Source organism: Delftia sp. RIT313, from assembly GCF_000632165.1.
GTDB classification, from domain to species: Bacteria; Pseudomonadota; Gammaproteobacteria; order Burkholderiales; family Burkholderiaceae_C; genus Comamonas; species Comamonas acidovorans.
On the sequence record NZ_JFYT01000101.1, the window covers coordinates 141,815 to 163,026 of the forward strand.

The window sequence follows — 21,212 nt, forward strand, 5'->3', positions numbered from 1 at the left end:
GCCCGGCGGGCTTTTTTGTTGTCAGCGCGGCGCGGGGGCCGCAGCCGGTGACCGCTGGGGCACGGCCATGGCCATCTCGTCATCGGGCACCACGGGCTGGGGGTGGCTGGCGTTCCAGCCCGACACCAGCAGGCTGGTGCCCGACAGCACCAGCAGCAGGCAGACCATCCATTCGACCAGCCGCTTGGGCAGGGCGGGCGGATGGCGCATGTGCAGCCAGGTCACCACCGTCACCACGGGAAAGGCCAGGGCCGCCGCCAGCAGCACGCTGGCGGTGATCTCGCCCTCCCAGGCCACCATCACCAGGCGCAGCAGCGCGCAGGTGAGGAACATGGCAAACAGGCACTGGCGCACCACCAGGCGGTCCAGCGGCTGGCGGTACAGGTGGTAGACCATGGGCGGGCCCGGCGTGGCAAACAGGCCGCCCAGCACCCCCGATGCCACACCGGCCACCCACAGCGACACCGGCCCCGACACCTGCGCGTTGACCTGCTTTTGCAGCAACAGCAACAGCGCGCAGGCCACGATGGCCAGGCCCAGCAGCATGCGCAGCCCGCTCAGCGCATTGCCGCTGAGCCACTGCAGCAGCAGCACGCCGCCGATCACGCCGATGACGCTGCTGATCAGCATGGGCTTGAGCAGCGTCCACTGCGGCACCTGGCGGTGGGCGCGCAGGTAGGCCACGCCGTTGACCACGGACAGCAGGCAGGCCACGTTGGCCGCATCGCCAATGCCCATCAGGTGCGTGGCACCGGCCACGCCCACGAAGATCAGCCCGAAGGCAAAGCCCGTCAGGTTCTGGCAAAACGTCGCCAGGCCCACCAGGGCCAGGAACATCACATACTGGATCACGCTCATCGAAAGGCTTTCTGGCGCGCCGCTGCGCCGAACCGGCGACGCTATCACGAAGCGCGCGCCGCTGCCTGCAGGTGCAGGGGGCAGGGCGCCAAGCCGCCGATCGCCAGGCCGCACTCACCGACGCGCGGTGTCTCAGCCCGGCGCGTTGAGGCGTTCCAGCCGCTCGGGCGTGCCCACGTCGGTCCAGCGGCCCGTGTACAGGCTGGCCCCCACCTGGCCGGCCGCCATGGCGCGGCGCAGCAGCAGTACCAGCGGCACGCGCCATCCCTCGGGGTTGCCGGGCGGGATGTCGCACCAGGGCGCGGCAAACAGCTCGGCGCGCAGCAGCGCAATGGTGCCGTAGGTCTGGCGCGGGCGGGCATCGCCCTCGGGCCAGTCGCAGGCCAGGCCCAGTTCGTCCACGCCGAAGTCGCCGCGCGGGTGGTGCTCGGGGTTGGGCACCAGCCACAGATGGGCCAGGCGGCCGCTGGCCGCGAATTCCCGGGCGGCCTCGAACGGAAAATCGAAGTCGGGCGCGTAGACATCGCCGGCCGCCAGCCAGAACACCTCGCCCAGCAGCGGCAGCGCGCGCGCAATGCCGCCGGCGGTCTCCAGCGCCTGCTCGGGCTCGGGGGAATAGGCCAGTTGCAGCGGCTCGCCCCCGTTGTCAGGCACGAATTGGGGGCCGAATCGCGCCGGAATCTGCGCGCCCAGCCAGCCCGTGTTGACCACCGCGCGGCGCACGCCCGCCCGGGCCAGCGCCTGCATGTGGTGCTGCAGCAGCGGCTGGCCCTGCACCTGCAGCAGGGGCTTGGGTGTGGCGTCGGTCAGCGGCCGCATGCGCTCGCCACGGCCTGCGGCCAGCAGCATGGCAGGCGGCTGTTCGGTGAGGGAAAGCGCCTTGGCGGCGGGGAACGGCGGGATGGGCTGGGCGGTCATGGAGGGCAACTGTAGACCATTGCCAGCGGCCATTGCCCCGCGCCCGGGAGCCGAAAACCCCAGTCCTTTAAAATGGCCGGCTTATTCTGATTACCCCCTCCTTCACGGAGCGCCCTGATGGCCAACACTCAACAAATGGCGAATGCGATCCGCGCACTCGCAATGGATGCCGTTCAACAAGCCAACTCCGGCCACCCCGGCGCCCCCATGGGCATGGCCGACATGGCCGTGGCACTGTGGAGCCGTCACCTCAAGCACAACCCCGTCAACCCGCAATGGGCTGACCGTGACCGCTTCATCCTGTCCAACGGCCACGGCTCCATGCTGATCTACGCGCTGCTGCACCTCACGGGCTACGCGCTGCCGATCGACGAGCTCAAGAACTTCCGCCAGCTGCACAGCAAGACGGCCGGCCACCCCGAAGTGGGCATCACCCCCGGCGTGGAAACCACCACCGGCCCGCTGGGCCAGGGCATCACCAATGCCGTGGGCTTCGCGCTGGCCGAAAAGCTGCTGGCTGCCGAATTCAACCGTCCCGGCCACGCCATCGTCGACCACCACACCTACGTGTTCCTGGGTGACGGCTGCCTGATGGAAGGCATCAGCCACGAGGCCGCGGCCTTGGCCGGCGCCTGGAAGCTGGGCAAGCTGGTGGCGCTGTACGACGACAACGGCATCTCCATCGACGGCAAGGTCGCCCCCTGGTTCATCGACAACACGCCCGCCCGCTTCGAAGCCTATGGCTGGAACGTGATCCGCGACGTGGACGGCCACAACGTCCAGGCCCTCGATGCCGCCATCGCCGCTGCCAAGAAGAACAGCTCCAAGCCCACACTGATCTGCTGCAAGACCAGCATCGGCAAGGGCTCGCCCAACCGCCAGGACACGGCCAAGGCCCACGGCGAGCCCCTGGGCGCCGAGGAAATCGCGCTGACCCGCGCGGCCCTGGGCTGGGAGCACGGCCCCTTCGACATCCCCGGCAGCGTCTACGGCGACTGGGATGCCAAGGCCGCCGGCGCCAAGGCCGAAGCGGCCTGGAACAAGAAGTTTGCCGCCTACGCCAAGGCCTTCCCCGAACTGGCAGCCGACTTCACGCGCCGCATGGCCGGCGACCTGCCTGCCAACTTCGGCGAGATCGCCGCGCAGATCGCCTCCGACGCGCATGACGCAGGCGCCACCGTGGCCAGCCGCAAGGCCAGCCAGCTGGCCCTGGAAGGCCTGACCGCAGCCCTGCCCGAACTGCTGGGCGGCTCGGCCGACCTGACCGGCTCCAACCTGACCAACACCAAGAGCACGCCTTCGCTGCGCGTGGACGACAAGGGTGCCGTGGTCCTGACCGAAGACGGCAAGATCGGCCGCCACATCAACTACGGTGTGCGCGAGTTCGGCATGGCCGCCATCATGAACGGCATCGCCCTGCATGGCGGCTACATCCCCTACGCAGGCACCTTCCTGACCTTCAGCGACTACAGCCGCAACGCCATCCGCATGGCCGCGCTGATGAAGCAGCGCGTGGTCCACGTCTTCACGCACGACTCCATCGGCCTGGGCGAAGACGGCCCCACCCACCAGTCCATCGAGCACGCCGCCTCGCTGCGCCTGATCCCGGGCCTGGATGTCTGGCGCCCTGCCGACACCACGGAAACCGCCGTCGCCTGGACCGTGGCCCTGAGCCAGAAGAACAAGCCCACGGCCCTGCTGCTGTCGCGCCAGAACCTGGCCTACGCAGCCAAGACCGAAGACGCGCTGGACGACATCGCCTGCGGCGCCTACGTGCTGTCCGAGCCCAAGGCCGTCGGCCTGAACAAGAAGGCCCAGGCCGTCATCATCGCCACCGGCTCCGAAGTGCAACTGGCCCTGGCCGCCCAGAAGCTGCTGGCCGAGCGCAAGGTCGCCGTGCGCGTGGTCTCCATGCCCAGCACCACCACCTTCGACAAGCAGGACGCCAAGTACAAGAGCCAGGTGCTGCCGGCCAACCTGCCGCGCATCGCCGTGGAAATGGGCGTGACCGACTTCTGGTGGAAGTACGGCTGCGCCGCCGTCGTCGGCATCGACACCTACGGTGAATCGGCTCCAGCGCCCGTGCTGTTCAAGCACTTCGGCTTCACGGCCGAGAACGTGGCCGACACCGTGCAGGCTGCGCTGCAGCGCGCCGGCAAGTAAAGCTGCGAGAAGGGGCCTGTGGCCCCTTTTTGCCGCCCGCCAGGCCCTGCCTGGCCCTCACCGTTTCAGTTTTTCCGTTTTTCGCAATCCGTCAATCCAAGAGGCAAATATGACGATCAAGATCGGTATCAACGGCTTCGGCCGCATCGGCCGCATGGTGTTCCGCGCTGCCGTGCAGAACTTCAGCGACATCGAAGTCGTGGGCATCAACGACCTGCTCGAGCCCGACTACCTGGCCTACATGCTCAAGTACGACAGCGTGCACGGCCGCTTCAAGGGCGAGGTCTCGGTGGAGGGCTCCAACCTGATCGTCAACGGCAAGACCATCCGCCTGACGCAGGAGCGCGACCCCGCCAACCTGAAGTGGAACGAAGTCGGCGCCGACATCGTGATCGAGGCCACCGGCCTGTTCCTGACCGACGAGACCGCACGCAAGCACCTGGCTGCCGGCGCCAAGAAGGTCATCATGTCCGCGCCTTCCAAGGACAGCACCCCGATGTTCGTCTTCGGCGTGAACTGCAAGACCTACGCCGGCCAGGACGTGATCTCCAACGCCTCCTGCACCACCAACTGCCTGGCTCCCGTGGCCAAGGTGCTCAACGACAAGTGGGGCATCAAGCGCGGCCTGATGACCACCGTGCACGCTGCCACCGCCACGCAAAAGACCGTGGACGGCCCCAGCAACAAGGACTGGCGCGGCGGCCGCGGCATCCTGGAAAACATCATTCCCTCCAGCACGGGCGCAGCCAAGGCCGTGGGCGTGGTGATTCCTGAGCTCAACAAGAAGCTGACCGGCATGTCCTTCCGCGTGCCCACCTCCGACGTGTCGGTGGTGGACCTGACGGTGGAGCTGAACAGCGAAGCCAGCTACGAAGAGATCTGTGCCGAAATGAAGGCCCAGTCGCAAGGCGCGCTCAAGGGCGTGCTGGGCTACACCGAAGACAAGGTCGTGGCCACGGACTTCCGCGGCGAGTCCTGCACCTCGGTGTTCGATGCCGAAGCCGGCATCGCCCTGGACAAGACCTTCGTGAAGGTCGTGTCCTGGTACGACAACGAGTGGGGCTACTCGAACAAGTGCCTGGAAATGGTGCGCGTGGTCGCCGCCAAGTAATCCTGGCGTGAACCGCTGCGGGGCCTGTCGAGGGCCTCGCACCAGGCCGGCATCGGACGCGATGCCGGCCTTTTTCATGGCGGACAGTCTGCCCTGGCACTGCAAGCGTTGCTCGACAAAGCCGGCCCCGGCGGCGCTGCATCATGGCCGCATGACTACTTCATCCGCATTGCACGAAACGATTGGCTTTGACGACTTCCTCAAGGTGGAGCTGCGCGTGGGCCGCATCGTGGACGCCCAGGTGTTCAAGGAGGCGCGCCGCCCCGCCTATGTGCTGCAGGTCGACTTCGGCCCGGAGCTGGGCCTGCGCAAGTCCAGCGCCCAGATCACGGCGCTGTACCGGCCCGAGGAACTGATAGGCCGCCAGGTGGTGGCCGTGCTGAACTTTCCCAGCAAGCAGATCGGTCCCATGCGCTCGGAATGCCTGGTCACGGGATTCCACAACGAGAACGGCGAGGTCGCGCTGTGCGTGCCCGACCGCGAGGTGCCGCTGGGCACCAAGCTGCTGTGACGGCCTGGGTGACTATTGGCCTGGGTGACTATTCGATGCGCACGTCGGCGGCCTTGACGATGCGCCCGGACGCTTCCCAGTCGTCCTTGAGCAGGCGCTGGAATTCGGCGGCCGGCAGGGTGGCGGCTTCCACGCCCACGCGGGCCAGGCGCTCCTGGACCACGGGCTCGGCCAGCACCTTGCGTACGGCGGCGTTGATGCGCTCCACTTCGGCGGGTGGCGTGCCGGCCGGTGCCAGCAGGCCCAGCCAGGAGTCGAAGGCATAGCCGGGCACGCCGGACTCGGCCACCGTGGGCAGATCGGGCAGGAAGCGCGACCGTTGCTGGCCCGAGTAGGCCAGCAGCTTCACACGCGGGTCCTTCTGGAAGGCCAGCATGCCGATGGTGGCGCCCGTGACCAGTTGCACGCGGCCGGCCAGCAGTTCGGTGGTGGCGTCGCCCGTGGATTTCATGGGAATGTGCTGCAGCTTGATGCCCGCCTGCGCGGCCAGCGAGGCCGAGGCCAGGTGCGAGGCGCTGCCATTGCCGGCCGACGCATAGTTGAGCTGGCCCGGCTGGGCCCTGGCGCGCTGCAGCAGCTCGCCCAGGGTCTGCACGCCCGAGGCGGCCGGCACGCCCACCACATAGCCCGTGCGGCCCAGGAAGGACACGCCAACGAAGTCCTTGAGCGGGTCATAGGGCAGCTTCGCGTACAGATGGCCGGCCAGGTTGTGGCTGGCGGCAGCCAGCACCAGGGTGTTGCCGTCCGGCGCGGACTTGGCCACCTGGGCCGTGCCCACGCTGCCACCCGCGCCCGCCCGGTTTTCCACCACCACGGTGGCGCCCAGGGCCTGGCCCAGTTCATTGCTGAAGGTGCGTGCCACCGTGTCCTGCGTGGCGCCTGCGCCGAAGGGCACGACGATACGGATCACGCGTTCGGCATGCACGGCCGGTGCCAGTCCCAGGGCCAGGGCTGCTGCCAGCAGAACGCGGCGGGTGACGGGAGAAGGGTGAGAGGTTTTCATGGGGAAGTTTCCTGGGTGACGGCAAGCCACCGCTCCACCAGCCGCACGAAGTAGCTGGCGCCGATGGCAAGGATGTCGTCGTTGAAGTCGTAGGAGCGGTTGTGGATCAGGCAGGGGCCGTCGCCATGGCCGGGCAGTCGGTGATCGCCCTGGCCGTTGCCGATGAAGGCGTAGCAGCCGGGCCGCGCCTGCAGCATGTGGGCGAAGTCCTCGGCCGCCAGCACGCCGGGGAACTGCGTGTCCACGGCGTCGTCGCCCGCGATCTCGCGCATCACGGCGGCGGCGAAGGCGGCCTCGGCCGCGTGGTTGACCAGGGGCGGCGAGGCGCGCCGGAAATGGATCTCGGCCCTGCAGCCATGGGCCAGGGCCGTGTGCTCGGCCTGGCGGCGCAGGGCGGCTTCGAGGATGTCCAGCGCCGCCACGGAGAAGGTGCGCACCGTGCCGCCCACCCAGGCGCTGTCGGGAATCACGTTGGGCGCGTCCGAGCCCTGGATCTGCGTGACCGCCAGCAGCGCGCGTTCGCGCGAATCCACATGGCGCGCGACCAGGGCCTGCAACTGCTGGGCCAGGTCAATGGTGGCGGCCACCGGGTCGATGCCCGTGTGCGGCAGCGAGGCATGCGTGCCCTGCCCATGCAGCACGATGCGGAAGGTGTTGCTGGAGGCCATGAGCGCGCCCGGGTTGAGCGCGAAGCTGCCCACGCGGTCCAGCGCGAAGTTGTGCAGGGCGAAAACCGCATCGCAGGGAAAGCGCTCGAACAGGCCTTCGTCGATCATCCTGCGTGCGCCGGCCTTGCCCATCTCTTCGGCGGGCTGAAAGATCAGGTGCACCGTGCCCGCGAAGTCGCGCGTGCGCGCCAGATGCCAGGCCGCGGCCAGCAGCATGGTGGTGTGGCCGTCATGGCCGCAGGCATGCATGCGGCCTGCGTGCTGCGAGCGGTGGGCAAACCGGTTTTCTTCCTGCAGCGGCAGCGCATCCAGGTCGGCGCGCAGGCCGATGGTGCGCGTGCCGTGGCGTGCGTCCGTATGCCTGCCGTGCACCACGCCCACCACGCCCGTGCCGGCCAGGCCGGTGTGCACCTCCACGCCCCAGGAGGCCAGGCGTTCGGCCACGATGGCCGAGGTGCGGTGTTCCTCGAAGCCCAGCTCGGGGTGGGCATGCAGGTCGCGCCGCAGGGCCACGAAGGGCGCCATGTCGGCAAAGCTTTCGATCAGGTGGGGCAAGGCGGTCTCCGGCCGCAGCCGGCCCATGCCTGCTGCGGCGAATCCCGGATTCTGTAAAACCGCCAGCCCTGTGGCAACGAAGCAAAACGCATATGCATGCGCCCTGCATGCACAAGCCGAACGGGCCGATCAAGCCGTTCAGGCGGACGTCACAGGGCCCTCAGGACTGCGCCATGCGCTGCGCGAGAAAGTCCAGGAAGGCCGTGATGCGCGCGGCCAGCGCCGTGTTGCGGTAGTAGACGGCGTGGATGGGCTGGCGCTGCTGCACGGTCTCGCGCGCCAGCACCTGCACCAGCTCGCCCTGGGCGCGATCGCGCACGGTCATGAAATCGGCCAGGCAGACCACACCCTGGCCGGCCAGGGCCAGCTGGCGCATGGTCTCGCCGCTGGATGCCGTGAGCTGGGGCGCGGCATCCCAGCGGTCGCCGCCCTCGGGCGTGCGCAGCGGCCAGTGGTTCAGGCCGGGCACCTGGCTGTTGCCAATGCGCTGGTGGCGCGCCAGCGCGGCCACGCTCGCCACGGAACCATGGGCCTGCAGGTAGGCGGGGCTGGCCAGCACGCGCAGCACGCTGTGGCACAGCAGCCGCGCATGCAGCGTGGAGTCGCGCAGCTCGCCGATGCGGATGGCGATGTCGGTGCGCTGGGCCAGCAGGTCGATGTGCAGGTCATCGGTGTTCAGCTCCAGCGTGATCAGCGGATAGAGCGCGCGGAACTCGCCGATCAGCGGCACGATGGCATGCAGCATGAAGGGCGAGGCCGCGTTGACGCGCAGCAGCCCGGCCGGAGCCTGGCGCCGCGCGGCCAGCTCCTCCTCGGCCGCGTCCAGGGCCTGCAGCACCTCGCGCGCGCGGGCCAGGAAGCGCTCGCCTTCCTCGGTCAGTTCCAGGCTGCGCGTGGTGCGCCGCACCAGGGTGGTGGCCAGCTTTTTCTCCAGGCGCGACAGGCTGCGGCTGATGCCCGAGGTGGTCTGTCCCAACTGCTCGGCCGCCGCCGTGATGCTGCCGCAGTCGATCACGGCGCGAAAGGCCTGCAACTCGTCCAGGGTGGTTTTCATGGGGCGCCAGCTTGGCGCAATTGTTGCTGCAGCGTCAAATATTTTCTGCTGATACCAGGCTTTATCTGCAAGCGTTAACCCGCCAGACTGCAGTCTTCGGGGCGTGGTTCCGCGCCTTGTTTGCTTTTTTGAAAGACCTGCATGACATCGACTGCCTCTCTCGCTTCCGTGGTGCCCGCGTTCGGCCTGGGCACCTTCCGCCTCAAGGATGAGGTGGTGCGCCACTCCGTGGGCCAGGCCCTGGAGGTGGGCTACCGCGCCATCGACACCGCCCAGATCTACGGCAACGAGGCCGATGTGGGTGCCGCCATCGCCGCCAGCGCCGTGCCGCGCGATCAGCTCTTCCTCACCACCAAGATCTGGACCGAGAACCTGTCCGCCGACGCGCTGATCCCCAGCCTGGAGCGCAGCCTTGAAGCCCTGCGCACCGACCATGTGGAGCTGACGCTGATCCACTGGCCCTCGCGCAGCGTGCCGCTGGAGGACAGCCTGAGCGCGCTCATGCGCGCCAGGGAGCAGGGGCTGACGCGCCACATCGGCGTGTCCAACTTCAACATTGCGCTGCTGCAGCAATCCATCGCCGCCGTGGGCGCCGCGAACATCGCCACCAACCAGATCGAACTGAGCCCCTATCTGCAAAACCGCGCCGTCACCGACTTCGCACGCCAGCAGGGCATTCACACCACCTCGTACATGACGCTGGGCTACGGCAAGCTGCTGGCCGATCCCGTGCTGGCCGACATCGCCGCCGCCCACGGCGCCACGCCCGCCCAGGTGGCGCTGGCCTGGGCCATGGCCATGGGCTATGCCGTCATTCCCTCGTCCACCCAGCGCGCCCACCTGCAGGCCAATCTGGACAGCTGCCAGCTGGTGCTGGGCGCCGAAGACATGCAGCGCATCGCCGCGCTGGAACGCGGCGACCGCCAGGTCAGCCCTGACGGCCTGGCTCCCGCCTGGGATTGAACGGGGGGCTGTGATCGGGGGCCTGCGCGGCCCGGCGGGCTTTGACCTGGAGCAACGCAATGGTGACCCTAGGGGTAGTACTAGGGTTATCACAGTATCGAACGACCGTGCTTTTTATGAGAATGCACGTTCAATCGAGAAACCAGGAGACGAGCAGCATGAGTGACCGCCCATGGCTGGGTGCCTATCCGGCAGGTGTGCCCGCCGACATCGATCCCTCCCAATACCCCTCGCTGGTGGCCCTGATGGAGGAGGCCTTCAGCCGCTACGCGGACCGCGTGGCCTATTCCTTCATGGGCAAGGAGCTGACCTACTCGCAGGTCGATGCGCAAAGCCGCGCCTTCGCCGCCTATCTGCAGAGCCTGGGCCTGGCCCGCGGCGACCGCGTGGCGCTGATGATGCCCAACATTCCCCAGTACCCCGTGGCCGTGGCCGCCGTGCTGCGTGCGGGCTTCGTCGTGGTCAACGTCAACCCGCTGTACACGGCCCGCGAGCTGGAGCACCAGCTCAAGGACTCGGGCGCCAAGGCCATCGTCATCATCGAGAACTTCGCCCACACGCTGCAGGCCTGCAAGGCCGCCACGCCCGTGCAGCACATGGTGCTGTGCACCATGGGCGACCAGCTGGGCATGCTCAAGGGCGCCATCGTCAATTACGTGGTGCGCAAGGTCAAGAAGCTGGTGCCGCCGTTCTCGCTGCCGGGGGCCGTGCGCTTCAACGACGCGCTGTCCAAGGGCATGCGCTCGCCCTTCCAGGCGCCGCAACTGCAGGCCTCCGACATGGCCCTGCTGCAGTACACGGGCGGCACCACGGGCGTGAGCAAGGGCGCCGTGCTGCTGCACAGCAACATCATCGCCAACGTGCTGCAGTCCGAGGCCTGGAACCAGCCCGCCATGGGCAAGGTGCCGGCCGGCGAGCAGCCCACCAGCATCTGCGCGCTGCCGCTGTACCACATCTTCGCCTTCACGGTGAACATGATGCTGTCCATGCGCACGGGCGGCAAAACCATCCTGATCCCCAACCCGCGCGACCTCAAGGCCACGCTCAAGGAACTGTCCACGCAGCGCTTTCACAGCTTCCCGGCCGTGAGCACGCTGTTCAACGGCCTGGCCAACCACCCGGACTTCAACACCGTGGACTGGTCGCACCTGAAGGTCTCGGTCGGCGGCGGCATGGCCGTGCAAAGCGCCGTGGCCCAGCTGTGGCTGCAAAAGACCGGCTGCCCCATCTGCGAGGGCTATGGCCTGTCGGAGACCAGTCCCTCGGTCAGCTGCAACCCCGTCAACTCCACCGAGTTCTCGGGCACCATCGGCGTGCCCCTGCCCAGCACCTGGATGAAGCTCGTCGATGACGAAGGAAACGACGTGACCACCATCGGCGAGCGCGGCGAGGTCGCCATCAAGGGCCCGCAGGTCATGGCCGCCTACTGGCAGCGCCCCGACGAAACCGCCAAGGTCTTCACCGCCGACGGCTACTTTCGCACCGGCGACATCGGCACCATGGACGAGCGCGGCTACTTCAAGATCGTGGACCGCAAGAAGGACATGGTCCTGGTCAGCGGCTTCAACGTCTATCCCAACGAAGTGGAGGACGTGGTCTCCAACTGCCCCGGCGTGCTCGAATGCGCCGTGGTCGGCGTGCCCGACGAGAAGACCGGCGAGGCCGTCAAGCTGGTCATCGTGCGCAGGGACGACAGCCTCACCGAACAGGCCGTGCGCGATTTCTGCCACGACAACCTCACGGGCTACAAGCGGCCCCGCGTGATCGAGTTCCGCACCGAACTGCCCAAGACCCCGGTGGGCAAGATCCTGCGCCGGGAGCTGCGCGACAGCAAGTGACGCGGGCGGCTTGCCGTGTTTGAAAAGAGGCGCTGCGGCGCCTCTTTTCATTGGGAGGGAACACGTCTTCAGAACACGCCCAGACCCGCCATGACCAACGCCGCCAGCGCCACGGCCGCCGCATTGAAGCAGGCCAACGCAAAGCCGAAGCGCACCAGCTCGCCTTCTTCCTGGGCATTGGTCCGTGCCAGGCCCAGCACCAGCATCACGATGGACAGGGAGCCCAGTGCCGCATGCCCGGCGGCGCTGTTGTGCACGGCGGCCAGCAGCAGGCGCGAGGACTCGGGCAGCAGGGCGATGGCGGGCATGAAGATCGCGTTGCCGCCCACGTTGGAGCCCGTCATGTAGCCGGCCAGCGCGCCGAAGGCCGCCACGATGGGCGCCAGGGCAGCGGGCGCCAGCTCGGCCAGCAGCTGCACCAAGCCGGACAGAAAGCCGGCCTTGACCATCATCTGGGACATGGCCAGGAAGAAGAAGATGGTCAGCAGCGGGCGCTTGGCGCGGGCGGCCAGAGCACCAGCCAGGGCAGCGCCACGGCCGGCCCCGCGCGCCAGCAGCAGTGCCAGCACCAGGGTCAGCGCCACGCCGGGCGAGGCCAGCGGCTTCCAGGCCACCTGGGCGCCCTGCACGATCCAGCGCTGGTCCCACTGCGTGGCCAGGGCCAGCAGCTTGAGCAGCACGATGGCAAGGGCGAGCGCCAGATACGGCCAGGCCTGTCGCGGCCAGCCGGGTGCCGCCTGGGCACGGCCGCGCATGCGCAGTGCGCGCACCAGCATGCCCAGTGCCACCGCAAGGCCCGCGCCCACGCCCGCCACCTCGGGACCCAGCCAGCGGCTGATGCCATGCAGCACGCCCACGAACAGCAGGCCAAAGCCGCCCAACAGCAGCCAGGCCCGCGCACCGCGCTCGCCTGCCAGCTGCAGGGACAGGGCGCCCAGCACCAGGAACACCGGTGCGCTGGTCAGCGAGGACACAGCGGCCAGCGCGGCTGCATCCACATGGGCCAGCGAGGCACCGATCACCGTGGCCAGGCCCAGCGTGCCCCAGGGCATGATGGCCATGCCCGCCAGCGCCATGCGCAGTGCGGCGCGCCGCTCGAACAGGCTCAGCAGCAGCGGCACGGTGGCGATCAGCGACACGCCAAAGCCCGTCATCGCCTCCAGCAGCGGCGCCAGGCCCAGCACGATGAACACCACCTGATCGGCCGGCCCCAGGCCCAGCGAGCGCACCCACTGGCTCAGCGCCTGGTTCACGCCCATGCGTTCGATGAGGATCACAAAGCCCAGGCCCGGCACGATCACGAAGGCCGTGCTCAGGAACAGCACGCCCGTGTCGCGCGCTGCGGCCAGGGCGGCGCCGGAAGCGGCGGTGCCCGTCGCCATCCAGGCATCGACCAGCCACAGCAGGGCGACCAGCGCCGCCCCGGCCATGGCCGCCTGCACAGGCGGGCAGCGCAAGACCATGAGCATGGACATCACAAGAAACACGGGAGACAGGTGGAGCAGGGTGGCCATGGGATGGGCTTTCTCGGCAGGCGGGTCCGCATGCGTTGGATGCGGAAAACGACGAAATACTATTTCGCGGCACCTGTTTTTTGGTCTCTGAATTGGGGGTGTTTGCGAGAAAATTTCTCACCCTCCAAAAGTCCTCGCTTCCCATGACCAAGCACACCGCCCACCCTGCTCACCTGGCCGACCTGGACGGCTTCGACCGAGCCATCCTGGCCATCGTCCAGCGCGACAGCACGGTGCCGCTGCGCCTGCTGGCTGAGCAGGTCAACCTGTCCACGGCCGCCGTGCAGCGCCGCCTCAAGCGCATGCAGGCCGAGGGCGTGATCACCGGCCAGGCCGCCACCGTGGACCCCACGCGCGTGGGCCGGCCCATCACGATCATCGTGGAGGTCATGACCGAGCGCACCAGCATCGACGCGCTCAACGCCATGAAGTCGCATTTCGCCGTGCCCGAGGTCCAGCAGTGCTACTACGTCACGGGCGAGGTGGACTTCGTGCTCGTGCTCACCGTGGCCACCATGCAGGAGTACGAGGCCCTGGCGCGGCGCCTGTTCGCCGAGAACCCCAACGTCAAATGGTTCAAGACCATCGTGGCGCTGGACCGCGTGAAGGTGGGGCTGGAAATTCCCTGCGAGTGAAGGCCCTTTGGCGCAATCTTGACAGCCGTGAAACGGCCGCCTACATTGATTGGAATGATCGTTCCAATTCAATGAGCCACCATGCGCACCAAGGACTTCGACCCCGATGACATTGCAGACGCCGCCATGCAGGTGTTCTGGCAGCGCGGCTACGCGGCCACCTCGGTGCAGGACCTGGTGGACGGCACGGGCCTGTCGCGCAGCAGCCTGTACGGCACCTTCGAGAACAAGCAGGGGCTGTTCCAGCATGCGCTGCGCCGCTATGAGGCCGTGACCACCTCCAACGTGGAACTGCTGTCCGGCCCGGGGCGCGCCCGGGACCTGGTGCGGCAGCTGCTGCTGCGCATCGTGCAGGACGAATTGAGCGATGCCGGGCGCCGTGGCTGCCTGGTCGCCAATGCCGCGCTGGAGCTGGCCGGCCATGACGAGGCCGTGGCCGAGAGGGTAGCCGGCAACTTCCAGCGCCTGCAAAAGGCGCTGGAAAAGCTCATCCTGCGCGGCCAGCAGGAAGGCGACATCACCGACAGCAAAAAGCCGCGCGCCCTGGCGCGCTTCGTCCTGAACACCGTGCAGGGCATGCGCGTGCTGGGCAAGGGCAGCAGCGCGCCGCAGCGCCGCCAGTGCCTGATGGACGTGGTCGACGTGGTCGACATGGCGCTGCAGGCGCAATAGCCGGCCACCCGTCACCCGCCGCGCGCATGTCGTGCCGTTGCGGGTTTTTATTTTCCTTGAATTGGAATGATCGTTCCAGTAATCCGGCTTTCAGTTTTCCGTGTCTGTTTCACTCTCTCATCACCCTGGAGTTCCCATGCATTCAAACCTTCAAACCACCATTACCGTGCTCGGCACGGGCCTGATCGGTGCGCCCGTCGCGCGCAACCTGCAACGCAAGGGCTTCACCGTCCGCGCCTGGAACCGGACGGCCGCCAAGGCCCAGGCCCTTGCGGCCGACGGCGTTCAGGCCTGTGGCGACGCGGCCGACGCCGTGCGTGGCGCCCGCATCGTCGTCACTGTGCTCAAGGACGGGCCGGCCGTGCTGCAGGCCATGCAGGCTGCAGCGCCCGCATTGCAGCCGGGCACACTGTGGCTGCAACTGAGCACGGTGGGTGTGGACGCCATCGCGCCGCTGGCGCAGTTCGCCGATCGGCATGGCCTGGTGTTCTACGACTGCCCCGTGCAGGGCACGCGCCAGCCGGCCGAGCAGGGCCAGCTGGTCATCCTGGCCGCAGGCCCGCTGGCGCAGCGCGGCCAGGTGCAGCCGGTGTTCGATGCCATTGGCAAACGCAGCCTGTGGATTGCGCAGCAGGCAGGCGCCGCCAGCCGGCTCAAGCTGGCGCTCAACCACTGGGCCTTCGCACTCACGCATGGCCTGGCCGAAAGCCTGGCGCTGGCCAAGGGGCTGGACATAGAGCCGGCCCTGGTGGTCGAAGCCGTCACGGGCGGGCCCATGGACAGCGGCTTCTTCCAGGCCAAGGCCGCTGCCATGCTGTCAGGCCGCTACGACGCCAGCTTCACCGTGGCCAATGCCGTCAAGGACGCGCAACTGGTGGCCGATGCCGCAGCCGGCGCAGGCCTGCTGCTGGATGGCGCCCAGGCCGGGCTGCGCCGCTTCGAGCGCGCGCTGGCCGCCGGGCATGGCGACAAGGACATGGCGGCATCCCACCTGGCATCCCATCCAGCCTCCCATGCCTGAGATGCGCAGCGAGGAAAAGGCAATGAACCAGCCCATGGACACCTCCGGCGACACGGGCCTGCCGCTGGGCAGGCTGCTGGCCCTGGCGATGGCAGGCTTTCTGGCCATCATGACCGAGACCCTGCCGGCCGGCCTGCTGCCCCAGATCGGCACGGGACTGGCAGTGTCCGAAGCCATGGCCGGCCAGATGGTCACGCTGTACGCGCTGGGTTCGGTACTGGCCGCCATTCCCGTCGTGGCCGCCACGCGCGGCCTCAGGCGCCGGCCGCTGTTCATGGCGGCGGTGGGCGGGCTGCTGCTTTTCAACAGCCTCACCGCGCTGTCCGGCCACTACGGCCTGACCCTGGTCGCCCGCTTTGCCGCAGGCATGGCTGCGGGCGTGATCTGGGGGCTGGTGGCCGGCTATGCGCGGCGCATGGTGCCGCCGCATCTGCAGGGGCGTGCACTGGCCGTGGCGGGCGTGGGCCAGCCGTTGGCCCTGGCGGCCGGCGTGCCGCTGGGCGCCTGGCTGGGCAGCCTGTTCGACTGGCGCGGCGTGTTCTGGGCGCTGTCGGCGCTGTGCCTGCTGCTGCTGGCCTGGGTGCGGCTGGGTGTGCCGGATTACGCCGGGCAGACGGCGCACCAACGCCAGCCCGTGGCGCGCATCCTGCTCGTGCCCGGCGTGCGTCCCGTACTGCTGGCGCTGTTCGGCTGGATGCTGGCCCACAACATGCTCTACACCTTCATCGCGCCTTTCCTGGTCTCTGCAGGGCTGGGGCAAAGGGTGGATGGGGTACTGCTGCTGTTCGGCCTTGCGGCCATTGCCGGCATCTGGCTCACGGGCCTGCTGGTGGACCGCTGGTTGCGCGCACTCACCGTGGTGAGCCTGGCCTTGTTCGCCGTGTCTGCGCTGGTGCTGGGGCTGGCCGGACAGTCGGCCGTGGCCGTTCTGATCGGGGTTGCGGCCTGGGGCCTGAGCTTTGGCGGCGCACCCACGCTGCTGCAGACCGCGCTGGCCGATGCGGCGGGCGAGGGCGCCGACGTGGCCCAGTCCATGCTGGTGACGGTCTTCAACCTGGCCGTGGCGAGCGGCGGCGTGGCCGGCGGACTGCTACTGGGCTGGCTGGGTGCCCGCGCCTTGCCCTGGGCGCTGGCGGTGTTGGCACTGGCCTGCCTGTCCGTGGTCTGGCCGGCCAGCCAGGCGGGCTTTCGGCCTGGGCGGCGCAGCATGGCTGCCTGAGGCACCCGCATCGCTGTTGCACCCGCATCGCTGTTCCCTCAACAGACTGGGCAGCAAAGGGGCCACATGCCGCTGCGCATGTGGTCCTTGTTGCGTGCGATCAATCTTCCTATAATTGTTTTACCCCATGAACTGTGATTCATGGATAAAACAAATGGCACCTTCCCCGCCATGTCCACCGACGTTGATGGAGAGACACATGTCCGAATCCGCTCAGAACACGCCCCGCACCTGGGACCAGCCGGAAGGCTCCAGCTTCGAACAATGGATGGAGTCGCGCGTGGCGCGGTTTTCCACGCGCAAGTACGACTTCGACGCGCTGAAGTTCCAGGCCGACTTCGACCCCAAGTACCGCCGTGGCCAGATGCGCTACATCGGCACGGGCGGCACGGGCGTGGCTGCGGACAGCAACACCATCCCGTCCGAGAACTTCACCTTCTCCACCATGGTCATCCCGGCCGGCAATGAAGGCCCCTCGCACCTGCACACCGATGTGGAGGAAGTCTTCTTCCTGATCCGCGGCAAGCTCAAGCTCGTGCTGGAGAAGGACGGCCAGCGCTTCGAGACCATCCTCACCGACCGCGACGTGGTCTCCGTGCCGCCCGGCGTGTACCGCGAGGAAATCAACATCGGCGACGAAGACGCGCTGATGTGCGTGATGCTGGGCGCCAAGAAGCCCATCACGCCCACATACCCGCCCGAGCACCCTCTGGCAAAAATCAAACGTTAGAAATGGAGCACCCCCTGAGGCGCTTCGCGCCTTCCCCCTTGAAGGGGGACGACAGCCTCGCGGCGGGGCGGCCCTTGCTTGCTGTCCCTGGCTCGGATCGTGCCAGTCTCATGGCTGAAGGGCCATGCCATCGCCATGGATAACTGAAATGACCCCCTCGGTAACAGCATGCATGGAGCAGCGCCTTCAGGCGCAGTTCCCCGAACACCTCATCGCCCTGCCCGGTGGCGCTCAGGCCGCCTGGCGCGAGGCCGGCGACACGGCCTCGGACTTTGCCGTGGTGATGCTGCACGGCATCAGCTCGGGCGCCGCCTCCTGGCTGGACGTGGCCCTGGCGCTGGCGCCGCGCACGCGTGTGCTGGCCTGGGACGCGCCCGGCTATGGCCGCTCCACGCCGCTGGCACCGGCCGTGCCCACGGGCGCCGACTACGCCCGCGTGCTGGAGCAGTCGCTGCAGGCGCTGGGCGTGCGCCGCTGCCTGCTGGTGGGCCACTCGCTGGGCGCGCTCATGGGCACGCCCTGGGCGGTGCAGGCCGGCGCCGGGCGCGTGCGGCAACTGGTGCTGATCAGCCCCGCCGGCGGCTATGGCGCACCCGGCATGGGCGAGCAGCAGGCCAAGGTACGCCAGGGCCGTCTTGCGGCCCTGCAGGAAAAAGGCATCGAAGGCCTGGCCGCCGCCATCGACCAGCGCCTGGTCTCGCCCGCCGCGCCCGAGCCCGTGCGCCAATGGGTGCGCTGGAACACGGCGCGCCTGCATGCTGCCGGCTACGCCCAGGCCGTGGAGCTGCTGTGCGGCAGCGACCTGGGGCAGGCGGCGGGGCAACTGGCCATGCCGGTCGAGGTCTGGGTGGGCGAGCACGACGTGGTCACGCCGCCCGCCGCCTGCGCGGCCTGGGCCGCAAGGCTGGGCGCGCGGTACGTTACGCTTGCGGCAGCCGGCCATGCCTCTGTCGTCGAACAACCTGCGGATGTCGCACAGAGGCTGGCCACCCTGCTGACCTGATGGCCTACCGGCCCGAATTGCGATGAGCGACACCTCCGAAACCCTCTCGAACGACAACGACCGCTACACCGTCCCCGCGCTGGAGCGCGGCCTGCGCCTGCTGGCCTGCTTCACGCCTTCGCAGCCCGTGTGGAGCGCGCCCGACCTGGCGCGCACCCTGGCGCTGCCGCGTTCCACGGTGTTCCGGATGCTGACGACGCTGGAGAACATGGGGTATCTGCAACGCTCGGGCACCGAGTACCGGCTGGGCCTGTCCGTGCTGCGCCTGGGCTACGACTACCTGTCCACCCAGCCGCTGGCCCAGCTGGCCGAGCCCGTGCTGCAGGCGCTGTGCGAGCGCCTGGGCTTCACCACCAACCTGGCGCTGCTGGACGGCACCTCCGTGGTCTACGTGGCGCGCATTGCGCCGGCCGGCGCCTTCCAGGGCGCCGTGCGCGTGGGCTCGCGCCTGCCGGCCCATGCCACCGTGCTGGGCCGCGCCCTGCTGCAGGACATGGACGCAGACCAGCTGCGCGAACTCTTCGGCGGCAGCGAACTGCCGCAATTCTCGGAAAGCACCCCGCGTGACGTGCAGCAACTGCAGCAGCTGCTGCTGCAGGACCGCGAGCGCGGCTACGCCATGGGCGAGGGCTTCTACGAGCCCGGCGTCTCCAGCATTGCCGCGCCCGTGCGCGATGCGCAGGGCCGCATCATCGCGGGCCTGGGCATGGCCGTGGCATTTACCGAAATCGCACCCGGGCGCATGGCGCACTGGGTGGAACAGGTGCGCGAGGCCGCCGTCGAACTGACGGGCCACCTGCGCACCCAGCATCCTGGTTTTCTGCGCTGAGGAGACGGTGCCTCCACCGGCCTTCAGCGCGTTCTTGCTCAGAAAGAAATGACGATGAATATTGCTGTGATTGGCTGCGGTGCGATTGGCGCCAGCGTGCTCGAACTGCTCAAGGGCCATGCCGCGGTGCAGGTGGGCTGGGTGCTTGTGCCCGAAGTGACGGACGCCGTGCGCGCCACCCTGGCCCGGCATGCGCCCCAGGCGCGCGCACTGCCTGCGCTGACGACTGAAGACCGGCCCGACCTCATCGTCGAATGCGCAGGCCATACCGCCATCGAAGAGCATGTGCTGCCCGCCCTGCAGCGCGGCATTCCTGCCGTCGTGGCCTCCATCGGCGCACTCAGCGCCCCCGGCATGGCCGAGGCCGTGCAGGCCGCGGCCGAGGCCGGAGGCACCCAGGTGCAATTGCTGTCGGGCGCCATCGGCGGCGTGGATGCGCTGGCCGCAGCCCGCATCGGCGGCCTGGACGAAGTGGTCTACACCGGCCGCAAGCCGCCCCTGGCCTGGACCGGCACGCCCGCAGAGCAGCGCTGCGACCTCGCCAGCCTCAAGGAAGCCTTCTGCATCTTCGAAGGCAGCGCACGCGAGGCCGCCCAGCTCTACCCCAAGAACGCCAACGTGGCCGCCACCCTGTCGCTGGCCGGCATGGGCCTGGACCGCACCACGGTGCGCCTGTACGCCGACCCGGCCGTGGACGAGAACGTGCACCATGTGGCCGCGCGCGGCGCCTTCGGTTCCATGGAATTGACCATGCGCGGCAAGCCGCTGGAGGCCAACCCCAAGACCTCGGCCCTCACCGTCTACAGCGTGGTGCGCGCCGTGCTCAACCAGGCCACGGCCATCGCCATCTGAGCCGCACCGGGCACAGGCTCGCGGCACAATGGGCGCTTTCGCCCAGCAGGCGGCCCCCGGGCCGCCTTTGCTTTTTGCCTGTGCCGTTGAAACGTTGAAAGAGAAGCCACCATGACCATCGCCATCCTCAGTGCCCTGCCGCAGGAACAGGAAGGCCTGGTCCATTCCCTGTCCGACGCCCAGTGCACGGCCCACGCCGGCCGCATGTTCTGGCGCGGGCGCCTGCATGGGCACGACGTGGTCTGCGCGCTGTCGGGCATAGGCAAGGTGGCGGCGGCCACCACGGCCACGGCACTGATCGAGCGCTTCGGCGTGCGCCGCATCGCCTTCACCGGCGTGGCCGGTGGCCTGGGCGAAGGCGTGCGCGTGGGCGATGTCGTCGTGGCCGACGAATACCTGCAGCATGACCTGGACGCCTCGCCCATCTTCCCGCGCTGGGAAATGCCCGGCTACGGCCGTACGCGCCTGCCCTGCGACCCCGAAATGACGGCCGCGCTGCTGGCGGCCGCCCAGACCTGCGTGGCCGAGGCGGGCGAAGACCTGCGCGCCGCCCACGCCACCACGGCGCCGCGCGCGCACCAGGGGCTGATTGCCAGCGGTGACCAGTTCGTGGGCACGGCGGGCGCCTCTTCCGCGCTGGCGCAGGGCCTGCGTGCTGCAGGGCATGAGGTGCTGGCGGTGGAGATGGAAGGCGCCGCCGTGGCGCAGGCCTGCCTGGACTATGGCGTGCCGTTTGCGGCGATGCGGACGGTTTCCGATCGGGCGGATGACAGTGCGCATGTGGACTTTGCGGAGTTTGTGAGGGTGGTGGCGAGTCGGTATGCGTTGCGGGTTGTTGATGGGTTTTTGCGGCGGCTTGCTGTTTGATTTTTGACTCTGGCGGGGACGTTTTTTGACCCTGCCGGGGGGGTGTTTTTCGAGGCCGGGGTTCGGCCCGGCGGCCGACCTACTTTCTTGTCTTGCTACAAGAAAGTAGGCAAAGAAAAGCACCCGGTACGACTCACACTCATAGGTGACACATCAGTACAAGGACATGGGTAACAGATCCAAGCTTGGCAGCTGTAGCCAACAGCAGCCAAGGAGCGATCACCATGC

At 68.4% G+C, this 21,212-nt stretch carries 20 protein-coding genes; 14 read left to right on the top strand and 6 right to left on the bottom strand.

Annotated elements, in window-relative coordinates:
• Positions 1-21: 21 nt before the first annotated feature.
• Positions 22-858, bottom strand: a complete 837-nt coding sequence (locus BW39_RS27825) for a sulfite exporter TauE/SafE family protein (RefSeq protein ID WP_043825425.1) — start codon at positions 856-858, stop codon at positions 22-24.
• A 132-nt stretch (positions 859-990) separates the two neighbouring features.
• Entirely contained in the window at positions 991-1,776 is a 786-nt protein-coding gene (locus BW39_RS27830) for a nucleotidyltransferase family protein (RefSeq protein ID WP_043825426.1), read from the bottom strand.
• 117 nt (positions 1,777-1,893) lie between these two features.
• Between BW39_RS27830 and tkt the strand changes: the two genes are divergently transcribed.
• From tkt to BW39_RS27845, 3 genes are all read left to right on the top strand, one after another.
• Positions 1,894-3,939: a transketolase gene (gene tkt / locus BW39_RS27835; protein ID WP_043825428.1), complete on the top strand. Its 2,046-nt coding sequence runs from the start codon at positions 1,894-1,896 to the stop codon at positions 3,937-3,939.
• Positions 3,940-4,048: 109 nt separating this feature from the next.
• A complete protein-coding gene (gap, locus tag BW39_RS27840; RefSeq protein WP_012202871.1) occupies positions 4,049-5,050 on the top strand; it encodes a type I glyceraldehyde-3-phosphate dehydrogenase in 1,002 nt (333 codons plus the stop codon).
• A gap of 151 nt (positions 5,051-5,201) precedes the next feature.
• Positions 5,202-5,561, top strand: a complete 360-nt coding sequence (locus BW39_RS27845; protein WP_026062619.1) for a tRNA-binding protein — start codon at positions 5,202-5,204, stop codon at positions 5,559-5,561.
• Positions 5,562-5,589: 28 nt separating this feature from the next.
• Here the strand turns inward: BW39_RS27845 and BW39_RS27850 are convergent, their stop codons facing one another.
• The 3 genes from BW39_RS27850 to BW39_RS27860 form a co-directional block, all read right to left on the bottom strand.
• Positions 5,590-6,564, bottom strand: a complete 975-nt coding sequence (locus tag BW39_RS27850) for a tripartite tricarboxylate transporter substrate binding protein (protein ID WP_043825429.1) — start codon at positions 6,562-6,564, stop codon at positions 5,590-5,592.
• On the bottom strand, positions 6,561-7,814 hold the full coding sequence (locus tag BW39_RS27855; protein ID WP_043825431.1) for a M20 aminoacylase family protein: 1,254 nt from the start codon (positions 7,812-7,814) through the stop codon (positions 6,561-6,563). The genes BW39_RS27850 and BW39_RS27855 overlap by 4 nt, the downstream gene beginning before the upstream one ends.
• 133 nt (positions 7,815-7,947) lie before the next feature.
• Positions 7,948-8,841: a LysR family transcriptional regulator gene (locus BW39_RS27860; protein ID WP_043825432.1), complete on the bottom strand. Its 894-nt coding sequence runs from the start codon at positions 8,839-8,841 to the stop codon at positions 7,948-7,950.
• 141 nt (positions 8,842-8,982) lie between these two features.
• Here BW39_RS27860 and dkgB point away from each other — a divergent pair, with 141 nt between their 5' ends.
• Positions 8,983-9,804, top strand: coding sequence for a 2,5-didehydrogluconate reductase DkgB (gene dkgB / locus BW39_RS27865; protein WP_043825434.1), 822 nt, complete (start codon positions 8,983-8,985; stop codon positions 9,802-9,804).
• A gap of 158 nt (positions 9,805-9,962) precedes the next feature.
• On the top strand, positions 9,963-11,642 hold the full coding sequence (locus BW39_RS27870; protein ID WP_043825436.1) for a long-chain-fatty-acid--CoA ligase: 1,680 nt from the start codon (positions 9,963-9,965) through the stop codon (positions 11,640-11,642).
• Positions 11,643-11,710: 68 nt separating this feature from the next.
• Here BW39_RS27870 and BW39_RS27875 read toward each other — a convergent pair whose 3' ends face one another.
• On the bottom strand, positions 11,711-13,156 hold the full coding sequence (locus BW39_RS27875) for an L-lactate permease (RefSeq protein ID WP_043825437.1): 1,446 nt from the start codon (positions 13,154-13,156) through the stop codon (positions 11,711-11,713).
• Between the two features lie 143 nt (positions 13,157-13,299).
• On the opposite strand from BW39_RS27875, the gene BW39_RS27880 reads away from it, so the two are divergent.
• The 9 genes from BW39_RS27880 to BW39_RS27920 all read left to right on the top strand — a co-directional run bounded on the left by BW39_RS27880 (position 13,300) and on the right by BW39_RS27920 (position 20,984).
• Positions 13,300-13,791 (top strand): Lrp/AsnC family transcriptional regulator, encoded by a 492-nt coding sequence (locus BW39_RS27880; RefSeq protein WP_016449824.1) that lies wholly within the window; start codon positions 13,300-13,302, stop codon positions 13,789-13,791.
• A gap of 81 nt (positions 13,792-13,872) precedes the next feature.
• A complete protein-coding gene (locus tag BW39_RS27885) occupies positions 13,873-14,463 on the top strand; it encodes a TetR/AcrR family transcriptional regulator (protein ID WP_043825438.1) in 591 nt (196 codons plus the stop codon).
• Positions 14,464-14,599: 136 nt separating this feature from the next.
• Positions 14,600-15,484 (top strand): NAD(P)-dependent oxidoreductase, encoded by an 885-nt coding sequence (locus tag BW39_RS27890; protein ID WP_043825439.1) that lies wholly within the window; start codon positions 14,600-14,602, stop codon positions 15,482-15,484.
• 22 nt (positions 15,485-15,506) lie between these two features.
• A complete protein-coding gene (locus BW39_RS27895) occupies positions 15,507-16,703 on the top strand; it encodes an MFS transporter (RefSeq protein ID WP_043825459.1) in 1,197 nt (398 codons plus the stop codon).
• 199 nt (positions 16,704-16,902) lie between these two features.
• Entirely contained in the window at positions 16,903-17,433 is a 531-nt protein-coding gene (locus BW39_RS27900; protein ID WP_012202881.1) for a cupin domain-containing protein, read from the top strand.
• Positions 17,434-17,605: 172 nt separating this feature from the next.
• Complete coding sequence (locus BW39_RS27905; protein ID WP_235264293.1) at positions 17,606-18,436, top strand: alpha/beta fold hydrolase; 831 nt, start codon at positions 17,606-17,608, stop codon at positions 18,434-18,436.
• A 22-nt stretch (positions 18,437-18,458) separates the two neighbouring features.
• Positions 18,459-19,265: an IclR family transcriptional regulator gene (locus tag BW39_RS27910; protein ID WP_012202883.1), complete on the top strand. Its 807-nt coding sequence runs from the start codon at positions 18,459-18,461 to the stop codon at positions 19,263-19,265.
• 54 nt (positions 19,266-19,319) lie between these two features.
• The gene (locus BW39_RS27915; protein ID WP_043825460.1) at positions 19,320-20,117 is read left to right on the top strand and encodes an aspartate dehydrogenase; all 798 of its coding nucleotides are present in this window, start codon (positions 19,320-19,322) and stop codon (positions 20,115-20,117) included.
• Between the two features lie 111 nt (positions 20,118-20,228).
• Positions 20,229-20,984 (top strand): 5'-methylthioadenosine/adenosylhomocysteine nucleosidase, encoded by a 756-nt coding sequence (locus BW39_RS27920; protein ID WP_043825442.1) that lies wholly within the window; start codon positions 20,229-20,231, stop codon positions 20,982-20,984.
• Positions 20,985-21,212 lie beyond the last annotated feature (228 nt).

Bases quoted from the DNA above. Each gene is read 5' to 3' on its own strand.
- BW39_RS27895 (WP_043825459.1), top strand. From the start codon at position 15,507: ATGAACCAGCCCATGGACACCTCCGGCGACACGGGCCTGCCGCTGGGC.
- gap (WP_012202871.1), top strand. From the start codon at position 4,049: ATGACGATCAAGATCGGTATCAACGGCTTCGGCCGCATCGGCCGCATG.
- BW39_RS27830 (WP_043825426.1), bottom strand. From the start codon at position 1,776: ATGACCGCCCAGCCCATCCCGCCGTTCCCCGCCGCCAAGGCGCTTTCC.
- BW39_RS27905 (WP_235264293.1), top strand. From the start codon at position 17,606: ATGGAGCAGCGCCTTCAGGCGCAGTTCCCCGAACACCTCATCGCCCTG.
- tkt (WP_043825428.1), top strand. From the start codon at position 1,894: ATGGCCAACACTCAACAAATGGCGAATGCGATCCGCGCACTCGCAATG.
- BW39_RS27855 (WP_043825431.1), bottom strand. From the start codon at position 7,814: ATGGGCCGGCTGCGGCCGGAGACCGCCTTGCCCCACCTGATCGAAAGC.
- BW39_RS27900 (WP_012202881.1), top strand. From the start codon at position 16,903: ATGTCCGAATCCGCTCAGAACACGCCCCGCACCTGGGACCAGCCGGAA.
- BW39_RS27860 (WP_043825432.1), bottom strand. From the start codon at position 8,841: ATGAAAACCACCCTGGACGAGTTGCAGGCCTTTCGCGCCGTGATCGAC.
- BW39_RS27920 (WP_043825442.1), top strand. From the start codon at position 20,229: ATGACCATCGCCATCCTCAGTGCCCTGCCGCAGGAACAGGAAGGCCTG.
- BW39_RS27850 (WP_043825429.1), bottom strand. From the start codon at position 6,564: ATGAAAACCTCTCACCCTTCTCCCGTCACCCGCCGCGTTCTGCTGGCA.
- BW39_RS27885 (WP_043825438.1), top strand. From the start codon at position 13,873: ATGCGCACCAAGGACTTCGACCCCGATGACATTGCAGACGCCGCCATG.
- BW39_RS27825 (WP_043825425.1), bottom strand. From the start codon at position 858: ATGAGCGTGATCCAGTATGTGATGTTCCTGGCCCTGGTGGGCCTGGCG.
- dkgB (WP_043825434.1), top strand. From the start codon at position 8,983: ATGACATCGACTGCCTCTCTCGCTTCCGTGGTGCCCGCGTTCGGCCTG.
- BW39_RS27875 (WP_043825437.1), bottom strand. From the start codon at position 13,156: ATGGCCACCCTGCTCCACCTGTCTCCCGTGTTTCTTGTGATGTCCATG.
- BW39_RS27915 (WP_043825460.1), top strand. From the start codon at position 19,320: ATGAATATTGCTGTGATTGGCTGCGGTGCGATTGGCGCCAGCGTGCTC.
- BW39_RS27910 (WP_012202883.1), top strand. From the start codon at position 18,459: ATGAGCGACACCTCCGAAACCCTCTCGAACGACAACGACCGCTACACC.
- BW39_RS27845 (WP_026062619.1), top strand. From the start codon at position 5,202: ATGACTACTTCATCCGCATTGCACGAAACGATTGGCTTTGACGACTTC.
- BW39_RS27890 (WP_043825439.1), top strand. From the start codon at position 14,600: ATGCATTCAAACCTTCAAACCACCATTACCGTGCTCGGCACGGGCCTG.
- BW39_RS27880 (WP_016449824.1), top strand. From the start codon at position 13,300: ATGACCAAGCACACCGCCCACCCTGCTCACCTGGCCGACCTGGACGGC.
- BW39_RS27870 (WP_043825436.1), top strand. From the start codon at position 9,963: ATGAGTGACCGCCCATGGCTGGGTGCCTATCCGGCAGGTGTGCCCGCC.